General features: G+C 59.4%; 23 protein-coding genes. 15 read left to right on the forward strand and 8 right to left on the reverse strand.

Features of this window, described 5'->3' with window-relative positions; all coding sequences use genetic code 11:
- The first annotated feature begins 76 nt into the window (after nucleotides 1-76).
- The 15 genes from AACY11_RS06095 (at nucleotide 77) to AACY11_RS06165 (ending at nucleotide 15,315) form a co-directional block, all read left to right on the forward strand.
- A complete protein-coding gene (locus tag AACY11_RS06095; RefSeq protein ID WP_339431431.1) occupies nucleotides 77-484 on the forward strand; it encodes a F0F1 ATP synthase subunit I in 408 nt (135 codons plus the stop codon).
- Between the two features lie 16 nt (nucleotides 485-500).
- A complete protein-coding gene (gene atpB, locus AACY11_RS06100) occupies nucleotides 501-1,370 on the forward strand; it encodes a F0F1 ATP synthase subunit A (protein ID WP_339431432.1) in 870 nt (289 codons plus the stop codon).
- Between the two features lie 133 nt (nucleotides 1,371-1,503).
- A complete protein-coding gene (atpE, locus tag AACY11_RS06105) occupies nucleotides 1,504-1,761 on the forward strand; it encodes a F0F1 ATP synthase subunit C (RefSeq protein ID WP_003097235.1) in 258 nt (85 codons plus the stop codon).
- Nucleotides 1,762-1,820: 59 nt separating this feature from the next.
- The gene (locus tag AACY11_RS06110; RefSeq protein WP_221733261.1) at nucleotides 1,821-2,291 is read left to right on the forward strand and encodes a F0F1 ATP synthase subunit B; all 471 of its coding nucleotides are present in this window, start codon (nucleotides 1,821-1,823) and stop codon (nucleotides 2,289-2,291) included.
- Between the two features lie 12 nt (nucleotides 2,292-2,303).
- Nucleotides 2,304-2,840, forward strand: a complete 537-nt coding sequence (locus tag AACY11_RS06115) for a F0F1 ATP synthase subunit delta (protein ID WP_007911956.1) — start codon at nucleotides 2,304-2,306, stop codon at nucleotides 2,838-2,840.
- Between the two features lie 21 nt (nucleotides 2,841-2,861).
- Nucleotides 2,862-4,406 (forward strand): F0F1 ATP synthase subunit alpha, encoded by a 1,545-nt coding sequence (atpA, locus tag AACY11_RS06120; protein ID WP_016984064.1) that lies wholly within the window; start codon nucleotides 2,862-2,864, stop codon nucleotides 4,404-4,406.
- A gap of 50 nt (nucleotides 4,407-4,456) precedes the next feature.
- The gene (gene atpG, locus AACY11_RS06125; RefSeq protein WP_007911960.1) at nucleotides 4,457-5,317 is read left to right on the forward strand and encodes a F0F1 ATP synthase subunit gamma; all 861 of its coding nucleotides are present in this window, start codon (nucleotides 4,457-4,459) and stop codon (nucleotides 5,315-5,317) included.
- A gap of 27 nt (nucleotides 5,318-5,344) precedes the next feature.
- Nucleotides 5,345-6,724 carry a F0F1 ATP synthase subunit beta gene (gene atpD, locus AACY11_RS06130; protein WP_339431433.1) on the forward strand — a complete coding sequence of 460 codons (1,380 nt, stop codon included), beginning with the start codon at nucleotides 5,345-5,347 and terminating at the stop codon, nucleotides 6,722-6,724.
- A gap of 45 nt (nucleotides 6,725-6,769) precedes the next feature.
- Nucleotides 6,770-7,195 (forward strand): F0F1 ATP synthase subunit epsilon, encoded by a 426-nt coding sequence (locus AACY11_RS06135; RefSeq protein ID WP_339431434.1) that lies wholly within the window; start codon nucleotides 6,770-6,772, stop codon nucleotides 7,193-7,195.
- Nucleotides 7,196-7,312: 117 nt separating this feature from the next.
- A complete protein-coding gene (gene glmU, locus AACY11_RS06140) occupies nucleotides 7,313-8,680 on the forward strand; it encodes a bifunctional UDP-N-acetylglucosamine diphosphorylase/glucosamine-1-phosphate N-acetyltransferase GlmU (protein WP_339494118.1) in 1,368 nt (455 codons plus the stop codon).
- Between the two features lie 214 nt (nucleotides 8,681-8,894).
- Entirely contained in the window at nucleotides 8,895-9,671 is a 777-nt protein-coding gene (locus AACY11_RS06145; RefSeq protein WP_339431436.1) for a DeoR/GlpR family DNA-binding transcription regulator, read from the forward strand.
- Between the two features lie 2 nt (nucleotides 9,672-9,673).
- On the forward strand, nucleotides 9,674-11,506 hold the full coding sequence (gene glmS, locus AACY11_RS06150; protein ID WP_339494119.1) for a glutamine--fructose-6-phosphate transaminase (isomerizing): 1,833 nt from the start codon (nucleotides 9,674-9,676) through the stop codon (nucleotides 11,504-11,506).
- Nucleotides 11,507-11,581: 75 nt separating this feature from the next.
- On the forward strand, nucleotides 11,582-12,508 hold the full coding sequence (locus AACY11_RS06155; protein ID WP_339494121.1) for a LysR family transcriptional regulator: 927 nt from the start codon (nucleotides 11,582-11,584) through the stop codon (nucleotides 12,506-12,508).
- Between the two features lie 104 nt (nucleotides 12,509-12,612).
- Nucleotides 12,613-13,239: a glutathione S-transferase family protein gene (locus AACY11_RS06160; protein ID WP_339494122.1), complete on the forward strand. Its 627-nt coding sequence runs from the start codon at nucleotides 12,613-12,615 to the stop codon at nucleotides 13,237-13,239.
- 45 nt (nucleotides 13,240-13,284) lie between these two features.
- Nucleotides 13,285-15,315, forward strand: coding sequence for a pyridoxamine 5'-phosphate oxidase family protein (locus AACY11_RS06165; RefSeq protein ID WP_339431440.1), 2,031 nt, complete (start codon nucleotides 13,285-13,287; stop codon nucleotides 15,313-15,315).
- 46 nt (nucleotides 15,316-15,361) lie between these two features.
- Here AACY11_RS06165 and AACY11_RS06170 read toward each other — a convergent pair whose 3' ends face one another.
- Genes AACY11_RS06170 through AACY11_RS06205 form a run of 8 tightly spaced genes read right to left on the reverse strand, consistent with a single transcriptional unit; the run spans nucleotide 15,362 to nucleotide 24,350 of the window.
- Nucleotides 15,362-16,492 (reverse strand): glycosyltransferase family 4 protein, encoded by a 1,131-nt coding sequence (locus tag AACY11_RS06170; RefSeq protein ID WP_339494123.1) that lies wholly within the window; start codon nucleotides 16,490-16,492, stop codon nucleotides 15,362-15,364.
- Entirely contained in the window at nucleotides 16,493-17,623 is a 1,131-nt protein-coding gene (locus AACY11_RS06175; protein ID WP_339465121.1) for a glycosyltransferase family 4 protein, read from the reverse strand. It abuts the gene before it with no gap.
- Nucleotides 17,607-18,974, reverse strand: coding sequence for a glycosyltransferase family 4 protein (locus AACY11_RS06180; RefSeq protein ID WP_339494125.1), 1,368 nt, complete (start codon nucleotides 18,972-18,974; stop codon nucleotides 17,607-17,609). The genes AACY11_RS06175 and AACY11_RS06180 overlap by 17 nt, the downstream gene beginning before the upstream one ends.
- Nucleotides 18,971-20,224, reverse strand: a complete 1,254-nt coding sequence (locus AACY11_RS06185; RefSeq protein ID WP_339431444.1) for an ABC transporter ATP-binding protein — start codon at nucleotides 20,222-20,224, stop codon at nucleotides 18,971-18,973. Before AACY11_RS06185 ends, AACY11_RS06180 begins: the two co-directional genes overlap by 4 nt.
- A complete protein-coding gene (locus AACY11_RS06190) occupies nucleotides 20,224-21,021 on the reverse strand; it encodes an ABC transporter permease (protein ID WP_339494127.1) in 798 nt (265 codons plus the stop codon). Before AACY11_RS06190 ends, AACY11_RS06185 begins: the two co-directional genes overlap by 1 nt.
- Nucleotides 21,022-22,464, reverse strand: coding sequence for a mannose-1-phosphate guanylyltransferase/mannose-6-phosphate isomerase (locus tag AACY11_RS06195; protein WP_339494129.1), 1,443 nt, complete (start codon nucleotides 22,462-22,464; stop codon nucleotides 21,022-21,024).
- Nucleotides 22,465-22,467: 3 nt separating this feature from the next.
- Nucleotides 22,468-23,439 (reverse strand): GDP-mannose 4,6-dehydratase, encoded by a 972-nt coding sequence (gmd, locus tag AACY11_RS06200; protein WP_339431447.1) that lies wholly within the window; start codon nucleotides 23,437-23,439, stop codon nucleotides 22,468-22,470.
- Entirely contained in the window at nucleotides 23,436-24,350 is a 915-nt protein-coding gene (locus AACY11_RS06205) for a GDP-mannose 4,6-dehydratase (protein ID WP_339494130.1), read from the reverse strand. The genes gmd and AACY11_RS06205 overlap by 4 nt, the downstream gene beginning before the upstream one ends.
- Nucleotides 24,351-24,432 lie beyond the last annotated feature (82 nt).

Here is a 24,432-nt window from a genome sequence, read left to right on the forward strand (position 1 = left end):
CTCTGCGCGCATTTTGTCGGCACAAATTATGCCAAGTTATTGAATTTCGGCAGCCGACCATTGGAGAGCAATCGTGATGGAAACCCGCAAGCCAAACCGCCTGCCGTTCCATCGCCTGGCGGTTTTTCCGGTGTTGATGGCTCAATTTGTCATTTTGCTCGTTGGCGCTTTGGCGCTCTGGCAATGGCACGGAGTCGTTGCCGGATACTCGGGACTTTGCGGAGGCCTGATAGCCTTGCTGCCCAATGTTTATTTCGCTCACAAGGCATTTCGGTTTTCCGGCGCCCGAGCAGCCCAGTCCATCGTCCGGTCTTTTTATGCCGGCGAGGCAGGCAAACTTATTTTGACGGCAGTGCTCTTTGCACTGGTGTTTGCAGGTGTGAAGCCACTGGCGCCGGTAGCAGTATTCGGCGTGTTCGTGCTGACTCAGTCGGTCAGCTGGTTCGCTCCCCTGCTGATGAGAACAAGACTTTCGAGACCTTAGGGCGTTTGAGGCAACCATGGCAGAGACAACCGCTTCGGGCTATATCCAGCACCACTTGCAGAACCTGACCTTCGGTCAGCTACCCAACGGCGGCTGGGGCTTTGCTCACACCGCAGCAGAAGCCAAAGAAATGGGCTTTTGGGCTTTCCACGTCGATACCCTCGGCTGGTCGGTCGCGCTGGGTCTGATCTTCGTTCTTCTTTTCCGCATGGCGGCAAAGAAGGCGACTTCGGGTCAGCCAGGTGCTTTGCAGAACTTCGTTGAAGTATTGGTCGAATTCGTCGATGGCAGCGTGAAAGACAGCTTCCATGGCCGTAGCCCGGTGATTGCACCGCTGGCACTGACCATCTTCGTCTGGGTGTTCCTGATGAACGCCGTCGACCTGGTACCGGTCGACTGGATTCCTCAGTTGGCCATCCTGATCACCGGCGACCACCACATCCCGTTCCGTGCCGTGTCGACGACCGACCCGAACGCGACGCTGGGCATGGCGTTCTCGGTGTTCGCACTGATCATTTTCTACAGCATCAAGATCAAGGGCTTCGGCGGCTTCATCGGCGAACTCACCTTGCACCCGTTCGGTAGCAAGAACATCTTCGTTCAGGCGCTGCTGATTCCGGTGAACTTCCTGCTGGAGTTCGTGACCCTTATCGCCAAACCGATCTCTCTGGCTCTGCGTCTGTTCGGCAACATGTATGCCGGTGAGCTGGTGTTCATTCTGATCGCTGTGATGTTCGGCAGCGGCCTGCTCTGGCTGAGCGGCCTGGGCGTTGTTCTGCAGTGGGCGTGGGCGGTGTTCCACATCCTGATCATCACCCTGCAGGCGTTCATCTTCATGATGCTGACCATCGTCTACCTGTCGATGGCGCACGAAGAAAACCATTAAGGCCAGTCTCGACTAGTCTGATGTCCTTCCCGGTAATACGGGAAGGGGCTCTTCACAGGGCACCTGAAACGATTTGTTTTACCGCTTTAATCTAAAAAACCTAAACCATACGACGTAAAAGTCGGGAGGAAAGATGGAAACTGTAGTTGGTCTAACCGCTATCGCTGTTGCACTGTTGATCGGCCTGGGCGCACTGGGTACCGCAATTGGTTTCGGCCTGCTGGGCGGCAAGTTCCTGGAAGGCGCAGCGCGTCAGCCAGAAATGGTTCCAATGCTGCAAGTTAAAATGTTCATCGTTGCCGGTCTGCTCGACGCCGTAACCATGATCGGTGTTGGTATCGCTCTGTTCTTCACCTTTGCGAACCCGTTCGTTGGTCAGATCGCTGGCTAATTACCCGGATTCTTCCGAGTAATTTGATGTGATGGACAACGTAACTGCGAGGTGTTGGCGTGAACATTAATGCGACCCTGATTGGCCAGTCCGTTGCGTTCCTGATTTTTGTACTGTTCTGCATGAAGTTTGTATGGCCTCCGGTCATTACGGCACTGCACGAACGTCAAAAGAAGATCGCTGATGGCCTGGACGCTGCCAGCCGAGCAGCTCGCGACCTGGAGTTGGCCCAAGAAAAAGCGGGTCAGCAACTGCGCGAAGCGAAAGCTCAGGCAGCTGAAATCATCGAGCAAGCCAAGAAACGCGGTAACCAGATTGTCGAAGAGGCCGTTGAAAAGGCCCGTGTCGACGCTGACCGTGTGAAGGTTCAGGCTCAAGCCGAGATCGAACAGGAACTGAACAGTGTCAAAGACAAACTGCGCGCCCAAGTGGGCATGCTGGCTGTCGGCGGCGCCGAGAAGATCCTGGGTGCCACAATCGATCAAAACGCGCACGCAGAGCTGGTTAACCAACTGGCTGCTGAAATCTAAGCGAGGGCGATCATGGCAGAACTGACCACGTTGGCCCGACCTTACGCTAAGGCGGCCTTCGAGCACGCTCAGGCCCACCAGCAACTGGCCAATTGGTCAGCCATGCTCGGCCTGGCTGCAGCGGTGTCACAAGACGACACCATGCAGCGCGTGCTCAAGGCCCCGCGACTGACGAGCGCAGAAAAGGCCGCCACGTTTATTGACGTGTGCGGCGACAAGTTTGATGCCAAGGCACAGAACTTCATCAATGTCGTTGCCGAAAACGACCGTCTCCCGCTTCTGCCGGAGATCGCCGCTCTTTTCGACCTGTACAAGGCTGAACAAGAGAAATCGGTAGACGTTGAAGTGACCAGTGCTTTTGCATTGAACCAAGAACAGCAAGACAAACTCGCCAAGGTTCTCAGTGCACGACTCAACCGGGAAGTGCGCCTGCAAGTTGCGGAGGATGCCGCCCTAATAGGTGGTGTCGTTATCCGCGCCGGCGACCTGGTTATCGATGGCTCGATTCGCGGCAAAATCGCGAAACTTGCCGAAGCATTGAAATCTTGAGTTTGAAGGGGCAGCAGAGCAATGCAGCAACTCAATCCTTCCGAAATAAGTGAAATTATCAAGGGCCGCATCGACAAGCTCGATGTGACCTCCCAAGCCCGTAACGAAGGCACTGTCGTCAGCGTATCTGACGGCATCGTGCGGATTCACGGTCTGGCCGACGTCATGTACGGCGAGATGATCGAGTTTCCGGGCGGCGTCTACGGTATGGCCCTCAACCTGGAGCAAGACTCCGTAGGTGCCGTTGTTTTGGGTGCTTACCAGTCTCTGGCTGAAGGCATGAGCGCCAAGTGCACAGGCCGCATCCTCGAAGTTCCGGTTGGTAAGGAACTGCTGGGTCGCGTAGTCGACGCACTGGGTAACCCTGTTGACGGCAAAGGTCCACTGGGCAACACCGAGACCGACGCGGTCGAGAAAGTTGCTCCGGGCGTGATCTGGCGTAAGTCGGTAGACCAGCCTGTACAGACTGGCTACAAGGCTGTCGATGCCATGATCCCTGTCGGCCGTGGCCAGCGTGAGCTGATCATCGGTGACCGTCAGATCGGTAAAACCGCTCTGGCGATCGACGCGATCATCAACCAGAAAGACAGCGGCATTTTCTGCGTCTACGTTGCTATCGGTCAGAAACAATCGACCATCGCCAACGTGGTTCGCAAGCTGGAAGAAAACGGCGCCCTGGCCAACACGATCATCGTGGCTGCCAGTGCTTCGGAATCTCCTGCGCTGCAATTCCTGGCACCGTACTCCGGTTGCACCATGGGTGAATTCTTCCGCGACCGCGGTGAAGACGCGCTGATCGTTTATGACGATCTGTCCAAGCAGGCAGTGGCTTACCGCCAGATTTCCCTGCTGCTGCGCCGTCCACCAGGCCGTGAAGCTTACCCAGGCGACGTGTTCTATCTCCACTCCCGCCTGCTGGAGCGCGCATCCCGCGTTTCGGAAGAATACGTAGAGAAGTTCACCAACGGCGCAGTGACCGGCAAAACCGGTTCCCTGACCGCACTGCCGATCATCGAAACCCAGGCTGGCGACGTTTCCGCGTTCGTTCCGACCAACGTGATTTCCATCACCGACGGTCAGATCTTCCTGGAATCGGCCATGTTCAACTCGGGCATCCGCCCTGCAGTGAACGCCGGTGTTTCGGTATCCCGTGTGGGTGGTGCTGCTCAGACCAAGATCATCAAGAAGCTGTCCGGTGGTATCCGTACCGCTCTGGCTCAGTACCGTGAACTGGCGGCATTCGCCCAGTTCGCTTCTGACCTGGACGAAGCGACCCGTAAGCAACTTGAGCATGGTCAGCGCGTTACCGAGCTGATGAAGCAGAAGCAATACGCACCAATGTCGATCGCTGACATGGCGCTGTCGCTGTATGCCGCTGAGCGTGGGTTCCTGACTGACATTGAAATCGCCAAGATCGGCAGCTTCGAACAAGCGCTGATTGCTTTCTTCAACCGCGATCACGCCGATTTGATGGCCAAGATCAACGTTAAAGGTGACTTCAATGACGAAATCGACGCTGGCATGAAAGCCGGTATCGAGAAGTTCAAGGCCACCCAAACCTGGTAAGCCGCAGCGGGAGCCGCGAGGCTCCCGCTTGCTAACCTGATAGGTGTTACATGGCAGGCGCAAAAGAGATTCGCAGTAAGATTGCGAGCATCAAAAGCACGCAAAAGATTACCAGCGCCATGGAAAAAGTGGCGGTCAGCAAAATGCGCAAGGCACAAATGCGCATGGCTGCTAGCCGTCCTTATGCGGAGCGTATCCGCCAGGTAATTGGGCATCTGGCCAACGCCAACCCGGAATACCGCCACCCGTTCATGATCGACCGCGAAATCAAGCGTGTCGGTTATGTCGTCGTGAGCAGTGACCGTGGTTTGTGCGGTGGCTTGAACACCAACCTGTTCAAGGCCCTGGTCAAGGACATGGCGGTAAACCGCGAAAACGGCGTCGAGATTGATCTGTGTGTTGTTGGTAGCAAGGGTGCGGCCTTTTTCCGCAACTTCGGCGGTAACGTCGTTGCAGCTATCAGCCACCTGGGTGAAGAGCCGTCGATCAATGATCTGATCGGCAGCGTCAAGGTGATGCTGGATGCCTACCTGGACGGCCGTATTGACCGCCTGTCCGTGGTGTCCAACAAGTTCATCAACACCATGACGCAACAGCCTACCGTGGAGCAGTTGATTCCACTGGTGGCCACCCCGGATCAGGATCTCAAGCACCACTGGGACTATCTCTACGAACCGGATGCCAAAGAGCTGCTTGATGGCTTGATGGTCCGCTACGTTGAGTCGCAGGTCTACCAGGCGGTGGTCGAGAACAACGCGGCTGAACAAGCTGCGCGGATGATCGCGATGAAGAACGCTACCGACAACGCCGGTGATTTGATCAGCGATTTGCAGCTGATCTACAACAAGGCGCGTCAGGCTGCGATCACCCAAGAGATCTCGGAAATCGTCGGCGGCGCTGCCGCGGTTTAACGGTTCAAATATTCAGAGGATCCAGCTATGAGTAGCGGACGTATCGTTCAAATCATCGGCGCCGTTATCGACGTGGAATTTCCACGCGACAGCGTACCGAGCATCTACAACGCGCTGACAGTTCAAAGCGCGGCCGGAACCACTCTGGAAGTTCAGCAGCAGCTGGGCGACGGCGTGGTTCGTACCATTGCGATGGGTTCCACCGAGGGCTTGAAGCGCGGTCTGGAAGTTACCGACTCTGGCGCAGCCATCTCCGTACCGGTCGGTAAAGCGACCCTGGGCCGGATCATGGACGTGCTCGGTAACCCGATCGACGAAGCTGGCCCGATCGACACCGAAGAACGTTGGGGCATTCACCGTCCAGCGCCTTCGTTCGCTGAACAGGCAGGCGGCAACGACCTGCTGGAAACCGGCATCAAGGTTATCGACCTGGTTTGCCCGTTTGCCAAAGGCGGTAAAGTCGGTCTGTTCGGTGGTGCCGGTGTAGGCAAAACCGTAAACATGATGGAACTGATCCGTAACATCGCCATCGAGCACAGCGGTTATTCCGTGTTCGCCGGTGTGGGTGAGCGTACTCGTGAGGGTAACGACTTCTACCACGAGATGAAGGACTCCAACGTTCTGGACAAAGTGGCACTGGTTTACGGTCAGATGAACGAGCCGCCGGGTAACCGTCTGCGCGTAGCACTGACTGGCCTGACCATGGCCGAGAAGTTCCGTGACGAAGGTAACGACGTTCTGCTGTTCGTCGACAACATCTATCGTTACACCCTGGCCGGTACTGAAGTATCCGCACTGCTGGGCCGTATGCCTTCGGCAGTAGGTTACCAGCCGACCCTGGCTGAAGAGATGGGCGTTCTGCAAGAACGTATCACGTCGACCAAGGAAGGTTCGATCACTTCGATCCAAGCGGTATACGTACCTGCGGATGACTTGACCGACCCGTCGCCTGCGACCACCTTCGCCCACTTGGACGCCACCGTCGTTCTGTCCCGTGACATCGCATCCCTGGGTATCTACCCGGCGGTAGATCCACTGGATTCGACTTCGCGCCAGCTGGACCCGAACGTAATCGGTCAGGATCACTACGACACCGCTCGCGGCGTTCAGTACGTTCTGCAACGTTACAAAGAGCTGAAAGACATCATCGCGATCCTGGGTATGGACGAGCTTTCGGAAGCCGACAAACAGTTGGTTAACCGTGCTCGTAAGATCCAGCGCTTCTTGTCGCAGCCGTTCTTCGTGGCTGAAGTCTTCACCGGTGCTTCGGGTAAATACGTTTCCCTGAAAGACACCATTGCTGGCTTCAAAGGCATCCTCAACGGTGACTACGACCACCTGCCAGAACAAGCGTTCTACATGGTTGGCGGCATCGAAGAAGCGATCGAGAAAGCCAAGAAACTGTAATCCCGGCGCCCGGCAACGGGCGCTAATTTAGGTTGAGGCAATCAGATGGCTATGACAGTCCATTGCGATATCGTCAGCGCGGAAGGGGAAATCTTTTCCGGCCTGGTCGAGATGGTGATTGCGCACGGTGCACTGGGTGATCTTGGTATCGCTCTGGGTCACGCGCCGCTGATCACTAATCTCAAGCCGGGTCCAATCCGCCTGATCAAGCAAGGCGGGGAAGCCGAGGTGTTTTACATCTCCGGTGGTTTCCTCGAGGTTCAGCCGAACATGGTCAAGGTGCTTGCCGACACTGTGCAACGTGCTGCCGACCTGGATGAAGCCTCCGCTCAGCAAGCCGTCCAGGCTGCCGAGAAGGCGTTGCATGAACGTGGCGCGGAGTTCGACTACGGCGCCGCTGCTACACGTCTGGCCGAGGCTGCAGCTCAGCTGCGCACCGTCCAGCAGATCCGCAAGAAGTTTGGCGGTTAATCCGTCAGTCACTTGTTGTGCGATTGATAAAAAAGGGTAGCCTCGGCTACCCTTTTTTCTTTTCCGATTTTTACAACCCGGTCGCAGTTGCTGACCACCCAGGATTGGTAGCCAGTCATGTCTCTCGAAATTGTTATCCTCGCGGCCGGTCAAGGCACTCGTATGCGTTCGGCGTTGCCGAAGGTCTTGCACCCGATTGCCGGCAACTCCATGTTGGGCCATGTTATCCACAGTGCCCGGCAACTTGATCCACAACGTATCCATGTAGTCATTGGCCACGGTGCCGATGTGGTACGTGAACGTCTGGCCGCTGATGATCTGAATTTCGTGCTGCAGGACAAGCAACTGGGCACCGGCCATGCGACCGCCCAGGCAGTGCCTTTCGTTACTGCCGACACCGTGCTGATTCTTTACGGTGATGTGCCGCTGATTGAAGTCGAGACCTTGCAACGCCTGCTCAAGCACGTCGTTCCAGGCCAGATGGGTTTGCTGACCGTCGAGCTGGACGATCCGACGGGCTATGGCCGCATCGTGCGCGACGCCGATGGCAAAGTCGCCGCCATCGTCGAGCACAAAGATGCCAGTCAAGCCCAACGTGCAATCACCGAAGGCAACACCGGCATTCTCGCCGTGCCAGCCAATCGTCTGGCCGACTGGATGAGCCGCCTGTCGAACAACAACGCGCAGGGCGAGTATTACCTGACGGACGTGATCGAAATGGCGGTCAACGACGGTCTGGTGGTGGCCACGGAACAGCCGCACGATCCGATGGAAGTGCAGGGCGCCAACGACCGCAAGCAACTGTCCGAACTGGAGCGTCATTACCAGTTGCGCGCCGGTCGCCGCCTGATGGCGCAGGGCGTTACCCTACGTGACCCGGCACGTTTTGATGTGCGCGGCGAGGTGACCGTCGGTCGCGACGTACTGATCGATATCAACGTGATTCTCGAAGGCAACGTCGTTATTGAAGATGACGTGATGATTGGCCCGAATTGCGTGATCAAGGACAGTACGCTGCGCAAAGGCGTGATCGTCAAAGCCAACAGCCACATCGAAGGCGCGGTTCTCGGTGAAGGCAGCGATGCCGGCCCGTTTGCTCGCCTGCGTCCAGGCACTGTGCTGGAGGCCCGTGCCCATGTGGGTAACTTCGTTGAACTGAAAAACGCCCGTATGGGTGAGGGCGCCAAGGCTGGACATCTGACCTACCTGGGCGACGCCGAAATCGGTGCTCGCACCAACATAGGTGCCGGCACGATTACCTGTAACTACGATGGCGCCAACAAGTGGAAAACCGTGTTGGGCGAAGATGTGTTCATTGGTTCGAACAACTCATTGGTCGCACCTGTGGATATCTCCAGCGGTGCAACCACAGCGGCCGGTTCGACCATTACTCAAAATGTGGATAACGCGCAGTTGGCTGTTGGCCGTGCGCGGCAAAAGAACATCGATGGCTGGAAACGGCCGGAGAAGATCAAGAAGAGCTGAGTTATCCACAATGTTGTTCCATATGGGAGCGGGCTTGCTCGCGAACGCGGTGCATCAGGCACACAATCAGTGACTGATACGCCGCGTTCGCGAGCAAGCCCGCTCCCATTTTGGTTTGTGGCGCTCTCAAAAAAGTCGGCCCGCCGCTTGACGACCTTTCGGCAATAGGTTTTGATTGGTTCCGTTATCTTTCGAAACGAAACATTAAATCACCATGTCGAAACGCAACACACCCCAACGCCGCCACAACATACTGGCCTTGCTCAACGAGCAGGGCGAAGTGAGTGTGGATGAACTGGCCAAGCGCTTCGAAACTTCCGAAGTTACGATTCGCAAGGATCTCGCCGCGCTGGAAAGTCACGGTCTGTTGCTGCGTCGCTACGGCGGGGCGATCACCATGCCCCAGGAACTGGTCGCGGAAACTGCTCAGAGCGTTTCCAGATACAAGCAGGCGATTGCGCGTGCAGCGGTAAAACGAATCCGTGAACACGCACGCATCATCATCGACAGTGGCAGCACCACCGCCGCTATGATTCCCGAACTCGGCCAACAGCCGGGTCTGGTGGTGATGACCAACTCGCTGCACGTCGCCAGTGCTTTGAGTGAACTCGAACACGAGCCCGTGCTGCTGATGACCGGCGGCACCTGGGATCCGCATTCGGAATCCTTTCAGGGCCAGGTGGCCGAGCAGGTACTACGCTCTTACGACTTCGATCAGTTGTTCATTGGTGCCGACGGCATCGACCTGGTGCGCGGCACCACCACGTTCAATGAGCTGCTGGGTTTGAGCCGGGTGATGGCTGAAGTCGCGCGCGAAGTGATCGTGATGGTCGAGGCCGACAAGATCGGCCGAAAGATTCCCAACCTGGAGCTGCCATGGAGCAGTGTCCATACCCTCATTACCGATGATCGCCTGCCCCATGAGGCCCGCGATCAGATTCAGGCCCGCGGCATCACTTTGATTTGCGCGGCTGTCAGTCAGGAGAAATAAGCATGTGTGGAATTGTCGGCGCAGTGGCTGAACGTAATATCACCGCCATCCTGCTCGAAGGCCTCAAGCGCCTCGAATACCGTGGCTATGACAGCGCAGGTGTAGCGGTCTACACCAACGACGAAACCCTGGAGCGCATGCGTCGCCCGGGCAAAGTCAGCGAACTCGAAACCGCGTTGGCTGAGCATCCACTGATCGGCCGTCTCGGAATTGCCCACACCCGTTGGGCAACCCACGGCGCACCGTGTGAACGCAACGCCCACCCGCATTTCTCCGGTGACATCGCGGTGGTGCACAACGGCATCATCGAAAACCACGAAGCTCTGCGTGAACAACTCAAAGCGCTGGGTTACGTGTTTACTTCGGACACCGACACTGAAGTCATTGCCCACCTGCTCAGCGAAAAGCTCAAGGAGCAACCTGACCTGACCGTCGCCCTCAAAGCCACTGTTAAAGAACTGCACGGTGCTTACGGTCTGGCAGTGATCAATGCCAAGCAACCGGATTGTCTGGTCGCCGCCCGCAGTGGCAGTCCACTGGTGATCGGCCTGGGGCTGGGCGAGAACTTCCTCGCTTCCGATCAACTGGCGTTGCGCCAGGTCACAGACCGCTTCATGTACCTGGAAGAGGGCGATATCGCCGAAATTCGTCGTGATAACGTGCAGATCTGGGATGTTCAGGGCAACGCCGTCGAGCGCCAGACCGTGCAGTACAGCGACGGTGCCGAAGCAGCGGACAAGGGTGAGTTCCGTCACTACATGCTCAAGGAAATCCACGAGCAGCCGACCGTTGTTCAGCGCACCCTCGAAGGTCGTCTGAGCAATGATCAAGTGCTGGTACAGGCATTCGGCCCGCAAGCGGCCGAACTGTTCGCCAAAGTACGCAATGTGCAGATCGTGGCCTGCGGCACCAGTTATCACGCTGGTATGGTTGCGCGTTACTGGCTCGAAGAACTGGCTGGTATCCCTTGCCAGGTCGAAGTCGCCAGCGAGTTCCGCTACCGCAAAGTGGTGGTGCAGCCAGATACTTTGTTTGTCACGATCTCGCAGTCCGGCGAAACCGCCGACACCCTGGCCGCGCTGCGCAACGCCAAAGAGCTGGGCTTTCTCGCCAGCCTGGCGATCTGCAACGTCGGCATCAGTTCGCTGGTACGCGAATCCGACCTGACCCTGCTGACCCAGGCCGGGCGCGAAATCGGTGTCGCCTCGACCAAAGCCTTCACCACGCAATTGGTCGGTCTGTTGCTGCTGACCCTTTCGCTGGGCCAAGTGCGCGGCACGCTGGCCAAAGGCATTGAAGCCACGCTGGTGGAAGAACTGCGTCGCCTGCCAACCCGCCTGGGCGAAGCCCTGGCGATGGACAGCACGGTCGAGAAAGTCGCCGAACTGTTCGCCGAGAAGAACCATACCTTGTTCCTCGGTCGCGGTGCGCAATTCCCGGTCGCGATGGAAGGCGCCTTGAAACTCAAGGAGATCTCCTACATCCACGCCGAAGCCTATCCAGCCGGAGAGCTGAAGCACGGCCCGCTCGCGCTTGTGGATAACGACATGCCGGTGGTCACCGTAGCGCCGAACAACGAACTGCTGGAGAAGCTTAAGTCCAACCTGCAGGAAGTGCGTGCGCGTGGTGGCGAACTGGTCGTGTTCGCCGACGAAAAAGCCGGGATGACCAACGGCGAAGGCACCCACGTCGTGCAGATGCCGCACATCCACGACATCCTGTCGCCAATCCTCTACACCATTCCGCTACAACTGCTGTCGTACTACGTTGCTGTGCTCAAGGGCACGGACGTGGATCAGCCGCGTAACCTGGCGAAGTCGGTAACGGTGGAATAAGTTATCCACAGCTGAGTTCGACCCAAAAAAATCGCAGCTTCGGCTGCGATTTTTGTATCTGATTCGAGGGTATCCATGGATCGCTTCCAGGAAATGCAAGTCTTTGCCGCCGTCGCCAAGGAGCAAGGCTTTGCCGCCGCCGCACGGCATCTGGGCCTGTCCGCCGCCAGCGTCACCCGTGCTGTGGCCGCACTGGAGCAGCGCATCGGTACGCAATTGCTGATTCGAACCACGCGCAGCGTGCATTTGAGCGAGGCGGGGCAACGTTATCTGGAGGACTGTCGCAGAATTCTCGCCGAGGTGCAGGAAGCCGAGGATTCGGCTGCCGGCAGTCACGCCCAGCCCCGTGGGCAATTGACGGTGACGGCGCCGGTGTTGTTTGGCGAGTTGTTTGTCACGCCGGTGATGGCCGGTTATCTGGCGCAGTATCCGGAGGTTTCGATCAATGCCCTGTTGCTCGATCGGGTGGTGAGCATGGTTGAGGAGGGTATCGATGTCGCGGTGCGCATCGGTGACCTGGCGGACAGCAATCAGCATGCGATTCGCGTGGGCGAGGTTCGGCGGGTGGTTTGCGGTTCGCCGCAATACCTGGCCGATCACGGCCGCCCCACGCATCCTCAGGCGTTGGCCGGTTTGCCCGTGGTGGCGACTTCGGCCACCGGCCAGATACGCACCTGGCCGTTTCTCGAACAGGGCGAACCATTGATCGTGCGCCCGGAGCCGCGTCTGGTAGTCACCGCCAATCAGGCTGCGATCACGGCCGCGTGTCTGGGACTGGGGCTGACCCGGGTGCTTTCCTATCAAGTGGCGAACAAGGTCGCGGCCGGCGAACTGGAAATCGTCCTCGCTGACTTCGAACTGCCGCCGCTGCCGATTCATGTGGTGTATCAGGGCGGGCGCAAGGCGCCGGCGCGGGTGCGCAGTTTTGTTGATTTCACGGTAAATGCTCTGCGTGAGCATCCGGGGCTGAAAAATGCCGCTTTATTGCATGAGAAGAAATAATCGATTGCAAATGCTGGTGATTCTGTTGCTTCAAGGATAGGTAGAAGATGGCCTCCATCAGCGCTGCCACCCTTGGGCGGTGCGATCATCCAGCGGAGTCGACCATGCAACCGATCAAACTCTACAACTTCCCTCGTTCCGGCCACGCCCACCGGGTTGAGCTGATGCTATCGCTGTTGCAACTGCCGACCGAACTGATCTTCGTCGATCTGGCCAAAGGCGAGCACAAACAGCCGGCGTATCTGGCGATCAACAGTTTCGGTCAGGTACCGGCCATTGATGACAATGGCGTGGTGTTGGCTGATTCCAACGCGATTCTGGTGTATCTGGCGCAGAAATATGGCAATGGCCGCTGGCTGCCAAGCGATCCGCTGGGCGCCGCACGGGTGCAGCGCTGGTTGTCGGCAGCCGCCGGGCCAATCGCCTTTGGCCCGGCGGCAGCACGGTTGATCACGGTGTTCGGGGCGAAACTCAATGCTGAAGAAGTGATTACCCGTGCGCACAACCTGCTCAAGGTGATGGAAGTCGAACTGGGCAACACACCGTATCTGGCGGGCAGCGAGCCGACCATCGCCGACGTGTCGGCCTACAGCTACATCGCCCACGCGCCGGAAGGCAACGTGTCGCTGGATGACTATGGCAACGTGCGCGCCTGGCTGGCTCGGGTCGAAGCACTGCCCGGTTTTGTCGGCATGCCGCGCACCGTCGCCGGTCTGCAAACCGCAGTCTGATGCTCATCATCCACACTGCGCCGCAGGGGCAGAGGAGAGGTCGTGATGGAACGTTCACCTTGGCACGCGGGCGAGCGGCAACTGCAAGAGCATGTGGGGGTGGCCGAGCGCATGGAAGCATTCGGGCGTAAGGTCATTCGTACCTGGATGCCGGACCAGCACCGTGAGTTCTATCAGCAATTGCCGTTCATGTTGTACGGCGCAGTGGATGCCGAGGGGCGTCCTTGGGCCAGCGTGCTGGAAGGTGCGCCGGGGTTCGCCCATTCGCCCGATCCGCAGCGCCTGCAATTTGCCAGCCTGCCCGCCGATGATGATCCGGCGCCGATTCGTCATGGAGAGCCGGTCGGTTTGCTCGGCATCGAGTTGCACACCCGTCGGCGCAACCGGCTCAATGGTCATGTCACTAATCTTGAGGCGAGCGGTTTCGACGTGACGGTGGATCAGGCCTTCGGCAACTGCCCGCAGTACATTCAGTTGCGCCAGTTTCAGCGGGTGCCGCTGACTGATCCCGCGTCGCGGCCGGCGCGGCATCTGGATGCGCTGGACGACGCGGGTGCCGCGTTGATCGCCAGCGCCGACACGTTCTTTATCGCCAGTTACGTCGATGTCGATGGCCAGCGATCAGTGGACGTTTCCCACCGTGGCGGTCAGGCCGGTTTCGTACGCGTAGAAGGCAATCGTCTGACCATCCCGGATTTTGCCGGCAACCTGCACTTCAACACCCTCGGCAATCTGCTGCTCAACCCCAAGGCTGGCTTGCTGTTCATCGACTTTTCCACAGGCGATTTGCTGCACCTGAGCGGCCGTACGGAAATCGTCCTCGATGGGCCACAGATCGAGGCTTTCCAGGGGGCCGAACGGCTGTGGACATTTGATGTGGAAAAACTGGTGCGGCGCCCGGCAGCGCTGGCCTTGCGCTGGCGCTTCGATGGCATGTCGCCCACCAGTCTGCTGACCGGCAACTGGGCCGAGGCCGATGCCCGTTTGCAGGCACAGGCGTTGGGTAACCGTTGGCGGCCGCTGCGGGTGGCGAAGATCGAGGCAGAAAGTCGCAACATCCGCTCCATTTACCTGGAGCCGGACGATGGCGCCGGTTTGCCGGTGTTTCTCGCGGGTCAGCATCTACCGCTGCGTTTTACACTCGATGGCGAGGTGCACATCCGCACTTACAGCCTGTCGAGTGCGCCATCGGATGGTTTTTACCGGATCAGTGTGAAGCGCGAAGGCCGCGTGTCGAGCCATTTGCATGAGCAGATCCAGGTGGGTGACGTGTTGGAGGCGCGAGCGCCGCAAGGGCATTTCACCGTGGCGCCGCTGGAACGCCGGCCGCTGGTGCTGTTGGCGGCCGGGGTCGGCATTACGCCGCTGCTGTCGATGCTGCGCGAAGTGGTTTATCAAGGTTTGCGCACGCGCAGGATTCGTCCGACGTGGTTGCTGCAGAGTTCGCGCAGCCTGGCCGATCAACCGTTTCGCAAGGAACTGGACCGTTTGTTGGACAGTGCGGGCGATGCGGTGCGGGTTCTGCGTTTGCTCAGTCAGCCGGAAGAAGATGCACACGAAGGTGAAGATTTTGACCTGCACGGGCGCATCGATGACGCGGTGCTGAGGAATCTGCTGGCGGTCGAGGATTACGATCAGATCGACTTTGTTCTGTGTGGCCCCGGCGCTTTCACCCAAGGTCTGTACGACAGCTTGCGCGAACTGGACGTGCGCGATGCACAGATCCACGCCGAGACTTTCGGCCCTTCGACCCTGAAGCGGCGTGCCGATGCGGACGCCATCACGATTGAGCAGCCCCCGGCCGCCACCACCTCCGTGCCCGTGGTGTTCGAACGCTCGGCCAAGGAGGCCCGTTGGCAACCGGACGGTGGCAGTTTGCTGGAGCTGGCGGAAAGTCGCGGATTGCGTCCGGAATTCAGTTGCCGTGGTGGTTCGTGCGGTACCTGCAAGACCCGGTTGGTCAGCGGTGCGGTGAATTATCCACAGCCCCCCGCCGATATCCCGGAAGAGGGACAGGTGCTGATTTGCTGTGCGGTGCCGGCGCAGAGCGAGCAACCGCTGGTGCTGGATCTTTAAACCCGATCCTCCATTCGCCACCGAGGAGACATGTTTCAAGCGAAAGTCAGGCGTAGGACAGCGATTTTTCTTCCAGCAGTTCCTGATAAAGCGCTGTCCACTTGCGGCCCATTTCATCGGCTGTGAATAACTGCCGGTAACGGGCCTGCGCCTTCACTCCCATCTCTGCAGCGCGCAGCGGGTTTTCCCACAGGGTGCGCATCGCCTCGCGAAATGCCTGTGGATGACTTGGCGGCACCACCAGTCCCGTCTCGTTGTGGATATTGATGTAGCTGGTGCCGGTGCCGATCTCGCTGGAGATCATCGGTTTTCCGTACATCGCGCCTTCCAGCAGCGAGATGCCGAACGCTTCGGAGCGCAGGTGCGACGGGAAGACAATCGCGTAGCTCAATTGCAGCAGTGCGACCTTGTCCTCATCCCCAAGGCGTCCGAGGAAATGAATGTTACGCAGCCCCAGCGCTGCTGCCTGGGCGTGCAGTGCCTGCTCCAGCGGCCCGGCGCCGACGATGACCACCGGATAGTCCACATCTTTCATGGCGTCGAGCAGGATGTGCAGGCCTTTGTAATAGCGCATCACCCCGACGAACAGGAAAAACTTATCCCCAAGCTTTTGCCGCCAGTGGTTCATCCGCTCACTGTCCGCCTGTGGATAACCTGCTTTGTTCAAGCCGTAGGGAATCACCCGGGTCTTGTCCTGAAACTGCTGCAGGACATCGCTGGTGTGCAGGTAATTGGGCGAGGCCGCGACAATACGGTCGGCACTGGCGAGGAAGCGGTTCATCAGTGGCCGGTAGAGTTTGAGCAGGTGTTTTTGACGAATGATGTCCGAGTGGTAGGTGACCACGCTGGGTTTCTTGATGGCGCTGGCGAAATGCACCAGGTCCATGAACGGCCACGGGAAGTGGTAATTGACCACGTCCGCCTCGGCGGCCATTTCGCGAAACTGCTTGAACACGCTCCAGGAAAACCCGGTTGAGGCGAACTGGATGTCGAGTTTGGCGCGGTGCACTTCGTGCTGACCCAGTTGCACCACCGGCGGATTCGGGTCGGCGCTGAGCGTCAGCACCTGGCCGTCGACACCGTGTTGGGCACCACTTTCGCACAGCTGGAAGATCACTTGCTCGATGCCGCCGACCGAATCAGGCAGGTACGTCTTGAAAAAATGAAGAACTCGCATTCAACCTCCCATGGCCTGGCGGTAGGCACCGGCCGTAGCCTGTGCACAACGTTCCCAGGAAAAAAGCCGTGACTGCTGTAATCCGGCTTCTCGGCATGCCTGCCAATGTGCTTGATCGTCGATCAGTCGGCTCATCACGTCACGCAAGCCGTCTGCATCGTCAGCTTCAATATAGTTGCCGGCAGCGCCCGCCACTTCCGGCATCGCCGAAGCGCGGGTGACCACCACCGGCGTGCCGCTGGCCATCGCTTCCAGCACAGGAAGGCCGAAGCCTTCGTACCGCGACGGAAAAATCAGCGCCCGGGCGCCGGCCAACAATTGCGCGACTTGTTCATCGGGCAGATAACCGAGCAGGCACACATGCCCGCTGGCCAGTGCCTGACGCAGTTCGTCGCTGAACTGTTCACGCTGCCAGCCGGCCATGCCGACGATCAGCAGCGGAAAACGTTCACGCACGGCGTTCGGCAGCAGGGCATGGGCGCGCAGAGCCAGGCTCAGGTTTTTGCGCGGCTCCAGAGTGCCGACACACAGGAAGTATTCACGCACCTCGACCGCATGGGCCTTGAGCACGGCGTCGAGGGTGTGCGCCTCACGCGGATGGAAACGCTCGCAGACACCCAGCGGCGCCACGATAAAACGCTCGGCCGGCAGCCCGAAATGTTCCTGGGCTTCGTCGGCAATGGCCTGCGAGTCGGTCAGAATCAGCCGCGCTTGCTGTACGCCAGCCGCCAGTCGCCGTTCGATTTCCTTGAGTCGCGCGGGCGGCTGAGTGTCGGGAAAATTCAGGTGCGTCAGGTCGTGTAGCGTGATCACGGTCGGACCGTCGAAGGCCAGGGGCCACAGGCTCGGCTCGTGATACAGGTCGATGCCTTGGGTGCGGCCCTGATCGAAGCGTTTTTGTTCCAGCCAGCGGCGCGCCTGATAAGCCCCGGGAATCTGCCGCAGCAGTGGCGTCAACCGCGAATAGCCGGGCATGGCCGCTTCCGGCAGCGCTGAACTCCAGCCCCAGCCGTGAAACAACGTCACTTCAACATCGGGTTCGTTGCGCAAGGCGTTGACCAGTTCGGCGACGTAATGGCCGATACCGGTGCGCGGCGCCTGGAGAATCCGTGCGTTAAGGGCAATGCGCATGTCGCCTCGCTTGCGCCGCTGGCGCCTGCTGCACATTGCGCACGCTGCGTTCGGCCAGTTGCGCGCTGGCTTCGCGCCAACCGATCCATTGCCAATCGGCCACGTCGCGGGCGGCGGGGAACTGTCCGCTGCGCTGGAAGGTGTTGATCAGGTCGGCGAGGCTTTGCGGTTCCTGCAGATCGAAGTACGCCATGAACTCGCCGCCTATTTCGCGGAACACCGCAATGTCACTGCCCATCGCAGGCAAGCCGCGCTGCATGGCTTCCACCAGTGGCAGGCCGAAGCCTTCAACGAACGAGGGGAACACCAATGCACTGGCGTGGGCGTAAGCGTGTTCCAGGCTGGTGTCGTTCAGGTCGTTGAACATGAACAGTCGCCGGTTCAACTCGGGATGATTGCGCACCCGGGCGAGCAGGGCGTCGCACTTCCAGCCAATGCGCCCGGCAATGCACAGCCGCGCGGTCGAGCCGGTGGCCCAGGCGCGGTCGAAGGCGTCGAGCAGGTATTCGTGGTTTTTGCGCGGTTCGATGGTGCTGACCATCAAAAACACCGGCTCAGGATTGGCGAACAGCCGTTGCAGGGACGCGGCCACGGTGGCCTTGGCGCTGTGCAGATCCAGTTCGGAACCGAGGTGGAAGTAATCGAACCAGTGTTTGTCGGTGCGTTCTGCACCGATCCGGCGCTGTAGTTCTTCGCGCACTTGATCGCGCACGGTGGCGGAAATTGCCATGTAGCCGTCGGCGGTTCGGGTGATCCAGTCGAACCACTCACTGAAAACCCGCACCAGCCGCGTGTCGTAGAACTGCGGATGGGTCAGGGGGATCAGGTCGTAGATCACCGCAATGATCCCGACGCCCTCGCATTTGAGCCGTTCTACAGCCATGAAAAAATCCGAATGCCAGGACGAATCCAGTAGCACCAGTTGGTCGCCGGTCTGATGCTGCAAGGGTGAACAGCGTTTTGGCAGTTGGGTCCGATTGATCGCCCCGATAAAACGTAACGGCAGGCCAAATACACCGAAGGCCGTCAAGCGATACGAGACATACAGTGAGCGTCGCGCCAGTTTTGCTGTGCACTGGGCGTCGAGTCGTTGATGCCATTGCCCGAACCGATGGGCCATGCGTTCCAGGCGTTCGCCGAAACTGGCCAAGGCGTTGAACAGCGGGGTGTCCAGAGGTGCCAGGTGCTGTACGCGATAGAGTTGGCCGCGCAGCACAATGACTGGCACGCATTCGACGCCCTCGGCACTCGAAGGCAATTGCTTGATGACGTTGCGCACCACCCGCTGGATGCCCGAGTTGACCTTCGGGTGTTTGAACACATGGGTGCATTCCACCAGCAAGCGGGTCATGGCGCGCGCTCGGCAAGTCTGGCTTCGGTATGACGGGTAATCGTGGTTTGGGCGTTGAGCCACGAACAGCCGACGAAATCTTCCTGACGATTGTTGATGACGTGAAATACCAGGCCGTAGTCCCGCCATTCGAAGTTGCGATCCAGATGAGAGTCCAGACGCGACAGGCTCAGCGACACCGAATAGTTGCCCTTGCCCAGGCCCATGATGAACGCAAAGCGGTAGGTGAAGCGTTCGCCGGCACGCAGATCGGTCAGTGCCTTGTCCTGGCGATGGGTGTTGATGCCGTACATCATCTGGCCCAGACGATCCTTGAGGATGAAGCCCAGCACCAACCGCTCAATGTCCTTGCGCACCTCAACCTGGACTTCCAGCACCACCGGTTGACCGACTTCGGCGGCGTCGATGCTGTGATCCTGTTCATTCAGTAAACGCACGCCAAGAATGGCGGCCTCACCGGTACCCGACACGGTCTGCACTTCGCCGCCGGCGAGCATTTCCTGACGCACGACCTGGCCTTCGCGTTCGGCCATCAACGCGTTGTAATAATCGAGCACCACTTCCGGTTTGTCGTACATGGCCATGCGGCCATCCTTGAGCAGGATCGCCGAGTCGCAGATCGATTGAATGGCTGAGCGATCGTGAGACACGATCAACAGGGTGGTGCCGGCCTTGCGAAAGCTGCGAATGCGCTCGAAGCTCTTGTGCTGGAAGTAGGCGTCACCCACTGACAGCGCTTCGTCGACGATCAGGATGTCCGGTCGGCGGGCGGTGGCGACGCTGAACGCCAGGCGCATCTGCATGCCGCTGGAGTAGGTACGCACCGGGTGGTCGATGGCCTCGCCAATCTCGGCGAAGTACTCGATTTCAGGCATCAGCGCTTCGATTTCTTCAAGCTGCATGCCCAGCAACTGCCCCGCCATGATCGCGTTCTGGCGACCGGTAAAGTCGGCGTGAAAGCCCATGCCCAGTTCCAGCAATGCCGCCACCCGGCCTTCGATTTCGATCTTGCCCCCGGTGGGTTGCGTGGTGCCGGTGATCATCTTCAACAAGGTACTTTTGCCGGCACCGTTGGCGCCGACAATGCCCACCGCTTCGCCGGGTGCGATCTCGAATTCGACATCTCGCAGCACCCAGTGCTGATGATGGCGCAGAGGCGAGAACGGAATCAGCCACTCGGCCAGGCGCGCCCAGCGGTTGGGGTATTGCTTGTAGGCCTTGCTCAGGCCGGTCACACGGATATGCCCCATCAGAGTTCATCCACCATTTCGCCGACGCGCTGGCGGAACAGCCGCAGGCCGATGACACATAGCAACGCGCCCGCGACGAAGATCGGCAGCAGCGAACTCCAGACCGGCCACTGCCCGTAAAGGAACAGATTCTGATAGCTGGCAATCAGGTTGGTCAGCGGGTTGAGCTGCAACAGACGCTGAACCCATTCCGGAAGGATGCTGATCGGGTACACGATCGGTGTGAGCCAGAACCAGAATTGCAGGCAGATCGCGAAGAGCTGGCCGACATCACGAAAGAACACGTTGAGTACGCCAAGCACCATTCCCAGGCCGGCACAGAACATCATTTGCAGGAGGATCAGCGGCAACAGCGCCAGCAAGGCCATGCCCGGCCAGCGCCCGGAGACCAGCAGAAAGCCCAGAAACAGACCGATGATGATCGCGAAGTTGATCCCGGCATTGATCAGCACGATCACTGGCAGGCAGATCCGCGGGAAGCTGATTTTCTTCAGCAGGTTGGCGTTGTCCAGAAACATGGTCTGGCTGCGCAGGGTGATTTCCGAAAACAGTCCCCACGCCAGCAGCCCGGCGCAGAGGTAGACGCTGTAGGCCATGCTGTCGTCCACACCCGGCAGTCGCGCGCGCATGATGTGGGAAAAGATCACGGTGTAGACGACGATCATCGACAACGGGTTGAAGATCGGCCACAACGCACCGAACAGCGAATTGCGATAGCGCGCTTGAAACTCTCGCTTGACGCTACCGAGGATGAATCCGCGGTAGCTGTGCAGCAAGCGGTACAGGGAAAACAGCATTCAAACCGTCCTGCCGTAGTGGTCTTCGAAGCGAACGATGTCGTCCTCTCCCAGGTATTCGCCGCTTTGCACTTCGATGATCACCAGGTCGATCACCCCGGGATTTTCCAGGCGATGGCGGTGGCCGGCGGCAATGAACGTCGATTCGTTCTTGGCCACCAGCGTCGTGCCGGAGCCATTATTGGTGACCTTGGCCATGCCTTCGACCACCACCCAGTGCTCGTTGCGGTGATGGTGCATTTGCAGGGACAGCTTGCCGCCGGGTTTGACCACGATGCGTTTGATCTTGAAGCGCGGGCCTTCCTCAAGGACGGTGTAGGTGCCCCACGGACGGCTGACCGTACGGTGCAGGCGATAGGCTTCGTGGGATTTGTCCTTGAGCTGCTTGGCGACGCGCCGCACATCCTGTGCACGGTCGGCGTGGGCGATCAGCACGGCATCGGCGGTGTCGACCACAATAAGGTTATCCACCCCCACGGCGGCGACCAGTCGGCCCTCGCTCTGGACGAAGTTGTTGTGGCTGTCGATGAAGATTGCTTCGCCGCTGGCGCGGTTGTTGTCGGCATCGGCCGGGACCAGCGCCGCGACGGCGCCCCACGAACCGATGTCGCTCCAGTCGAAACCGGCAGGCACGACCACGACTTTTTCCGAGCGCTCCATCAACGCGTAGTCGATGGAGATGTCGGTGATTTCAGCGAACAGCGCAGGCGACAGTTCCTGTTGCAGGCAGCCGACGGTCTCCACCGGGACGCTGGCGGCCATGCAGGCGCGGGTCTGCTCCAGCAGTTGCGGCGCGTGCAGTTGCAGCTCGGCGATCACCGCAGCGGTGGTGAAGCAGAACATGCCGGAGTTCCACAGGAAGTTGCCGCTCTCCAGGTAATGCGTAGCGGTTTGCAGGTCGGGTTTTTCCACGAAGCGCTGCACTTTGGCCGCGCCTTTGGCGTCCAGTGGCGCACCGGTTTCGATATAGCCGAAGCCGGTTTCCGGTGCGGTCGGCAGCACGCCGAAGGTCACCAGGTAATCGTCCTTCGCCAGATTCACCGCGTGCTCGACGGCCGTCTTGAGCGCGTCCTGATTGACGATCAAATGGTCGGCCGGCATTACCACCATGATCGCCTCGTCGCCATGCAACGCTTGCAGCGACAGGGCGGCGGCTGCGATGGCCGGGGCCGTGTTGCGCCCGGTCGGCTCCAGCAGAAAGTGCCCGCGATGGCGCGACACGTGGGCGGCGCCATAGTGGTCTTTGCTCTGGAAGTAGTACTCGCGGTTGGTCACCGTGACGATGTCACCCCAGCCGTCCAGCAACGCCGCTGCACGCTGATAGGTCTTGCCCAGCAGCGACTGGCCGTCGGGCAGGGTCATGAACGGCTTGGGATGGCCCTCGCGGGACACCGGCCACAAACGGGTACCGGCACCGCCGGACAGAATCACGGGGATCAGCATGGCCTACTCCTTGGCGACGCGTTTCATGTCCGCATCCATCATCATGCGGATCAGGGTGTCCAGATCGGTTTTCGGCTTCCAGCCCAGCACGCGCTGAGCCTTGGCCGGGTTGCCGAGCAGCACTTCGACTTCGGCCGGGCGGAAAAACGCCGGGTCGATCTTCACGTAATCGCGGTAGTTGAGGCCGACGTGATCGAAGGCGATGCGGCACATTTCACGCACCGTGGTGGTGACACCGGTGGCGACCACGAAATCGTCAGGCTTGTCCTGTTGCAGCATCAGCCACATGGCCTCGACGTAGTCGCCGGCAAACCCCCAGTCGCGTTTGGCGTCGATGTTGCCCAGCGCCAGCGCCTGCTGTTTGCCCTGCTTGATGCGGGCGGCAGCGTCAGTGACCTTGCGGGTAACAAACTCGATGCCGCGCAGCGGTGATTCGTGGTTGAAGAGGATGCCGCTGCTGGCGTGCAGATTGAAACTTTCGCGGTAGTTGACGGTGATCCAGTGGCCATACAGTTTGGCCACGCCGTAAGGACTGCGCGGGTAGAACGGCGTGTTCTCGTCCTGCTGTTCAGCCTGGATCAGCCCGAACATTTCGCTGGTCGATGCCTGATAGAAGCGGGTGTGCGGGCTGAACTGGCGGATCGCTTCGAGCAGATGCGTGACGCCGAGGCCATCGACAATGCCGGTGGTCACCGGTTGATCCCAGGAGGCCGCGACAAAACTCTGTGCGGCGAGGTTGTAGATTTCGTCTGGCGCCGATTTGATAACCGCACGCTGCACCGAGCAGGCATCGGCCATGTCACCGTCCAGATAGACGATGTCGGCTTCGACGCCCATCTCGCGCAAGCGCCAGCGCGAATCGCTGCTGCGGCGCGCCACGAAGCCGTAAACCTTGTAGCCCTTGTCGAGCAGCAACTTGGCCAGATACGCGCCGTCCTGTCCGGTGATCCCTGTGATCAATGCACTTTTTGTCATTCTTGTCGTACTCGCGTCTCCCAGTCGGACAGGATCGCCCGCAGGGATTGTTGTGTTGTGATGACTGGCGACCATCCGGTGGTTTTGGCCAGTTTTGCGTGGCTGCCGCAAACGCGGCGCTGATCGGCGCGACGCATGCGCGCCGGGTCCTGAACCAGTTGCATCTGGACTTCGGCCAGATCGCCCAACTGTTCGATGAGGCTGCGAATGCTTTGCTCGCGCCCTGAGCAGATGTTGTAAACCTGCCCCGGCTGGCCTTTTTCCAGCAGGGCGAAATAGGCCGATACGACGTCGCCGACATCAAGGAAATCACGCGTCACGTCGATATCGCCGACTTCCAGTTGCGGGGCTTGCAGGCCTTGTTTGATGCGATTGATCTGGCGTGCAGCGCTGGCGATGACGAAGCTGTCTTTCTGCCCGGTGCCGATGTGGTTGAACGGGCGCGCCACCAGCACCGGCCAGTGTTCGCTCAAGCCCCATTGCAGGCTGAGGAACTCCGCCGAGAGTTTGCTCACGGCGTAAGGGTTGCGCGGGCAGGGGGGGGGTTGCTCGGTAATCGGCAGATCGCTTTCGCCCACCTGGCCGTAGACGTCGCCGGAACTGACATACAGAAAAGTGCCTGCGAAGCCACGAGCCTTGAGCGCCTGCAGCAGGTTGAGGGTGCCGAAAACATTGATTTCGAGGGTGCGGGCCGGATCGCGAAACGCTTCGGGGACGAAGGTCTGGCCGGCCAGATGAATCACCGCATCGGGCATTTGCGGCCACAGGTCGACAAGGCTGTTCGCATTCGTGAGGTCGTAGGGCGATGCGGCAGGCAGCAGCTCCCACGATGAATCGGGCAAAGCCAGACGTGACTGAATATGTTGTCCCACGAATCCACTGAGACCCGTGATGAACAGACGCTTTTTCAAACAGCGGCCCCTTGGTCTTGAACTTGCGCCACTTTCCTACAGGCTTTGTTGGAAGGTCTGTCAGACCGGAGGAAAAACCGGC

The organism is Pseudomonas sp. RA_105y_Pfl2_P56 (assembly GCF_963970845.1).
GTDB classification, from domain to species: Bacteria; Pseudomonadota; Gammaproteobacteria; order Pseudomonadales; family Pseudomonadaceae; genus Aquipseudomonas; species Aquipseudomonas baetica_A.

Coding starts and splice junctions, on each gene's coding strand:
- AACY11_RS06095 (WP_339431431.1), top strand. CDS start 77: ATGGAAACCCGCAAGCCAAACCGCCTGCCGTTCCATCGCCTGGCGGTT.
- atpB (WP_339431432.1), top strand. CDS start 501: ATGGCAGAGACAACCGCTTCGGGCTATATCCAGCACCACTTGCAGAAC.
- atpE (WP_003097235.1), top strand. CDS start 1,504: ATGGAAACTGTAGTTGGTCTAACCGCTATCGCTGTTGCACTGTTGATC.
- AACY11_RS06115 (WP_007911956.1), top strand. CDS start 2,304: ATGGCAGAACTGACCACGTTGGCCCGACCTTACGCTAAGGCGGCCTTC.
- atpA (WP_016984064.1), top strand. CDS start 2,862: ATGCAGCAACTCAATCCTTCCGAAATAAGTGAAATTATCAAGGGCCGC.
- atpG (WP_007911960.1), top strand. CDS start 4,457: ATGGCAGGCGCAAAAGAGATTCGCAGTAAGATTGCGAGCATCAAAAGC.
- atpD (WP_339431433.1), top strand. CDS start 5,345: ATGAGTAGCGGACGTATCGTTCAAATCATCGGCGCCGTTATCGACGTG.
- AACY11_RS06135 (WP_339431434.1), top strand. CDS start 6,770: ATGGCTATGACAGTCCATTGCGATATCGTCAGCGCGGAAGGGGAAATC.
- glmU (WP_339494118.1), top strand. CDS start 7,313: ATGTCTCTCGAAATTGTTATCCTCGCGGCCGGTCAAGGCACTCGTATG.
- AACY11_RS06145 (WP_339431436.1), top strand. CDS start 8,895: ATGTCGAAACGCAACACACCCCAACGCCGCCACAACATACTGGCCTTG.
- glmS (WP_339494119.1), top strand. CDS start 9,674: ATGTGTGGAATTGTCGGCGCAGTGGCTGAACGTAATATCACCGCCATC.
- AACY11_RS06155 (WP_339494121.1), top strand. CDS start 11,582: ATGGATCGCTTCCAGGAAATGCAAGTCTTTGCCGCCGTCGCCAAGGAG.
- AACY11_RS06160 (WP_339494122.1), top strand. CDS start 12,613: ATGCAACCGATCAAACTCTACAACTTCCCTCGTTCCGGCCACGCCCAC.
- AACY11_RS06165 (WP_339431440.1), top strand. CDS start 13,285: ATGGAACGTTCACCTTGGCACGCGGGCGAGCGGCAACTGCAAGAGCAT.
- AACY11_RS06170 (WP_339494123.1), bottom strand. CDS start 16,492: ATGCGAGTTCTTCATTTTTTCAAGACGTACCTGCCTGATTCGGTCGGC.
- AACY11_RS06175 (WP_339465121.1), bottom strand. CDS start 17,623: ATGCGCATTGCCCTTAACGCACGGATTCTCCAGGCGCCGCGCACCGGT.
- AACY11_RS06180 (WP_339494125.1), bottom strand. CDS start 18,974: ATGACCCGCTTGCTGGTGGAATGCACCCATGTGTTCAAACACCCGAAG.
- AACY11_RS06185 (WP_339431444.1), bottom strand. CDS start 20,224: ATGGGGCATATCCGTGTGACCGGCCTGAGCAAGGCCTACAAGCAATAC.
- AACY11_RS06190 (WP_339494127.1), bottom strand. CDS start 21,021: ATGCTGTTTTCCCTGTACCGCTTGCTGCACAGCTACCGCGGATTCATC.
- AACY11_RS06195 (WP_339494129.1), bottom strand. CDS start 22,464: ATGCTGATCCCCGTGATTCTGTCCGGCGGTGCCGGTACCCGTTTGTGG.
- gmd (WP_339431447.1), bottom strand. CDS start 23,439: ATGACAAAAAGTGCATTGATCACAGGGATCACCGGACAGGACGGCGCG.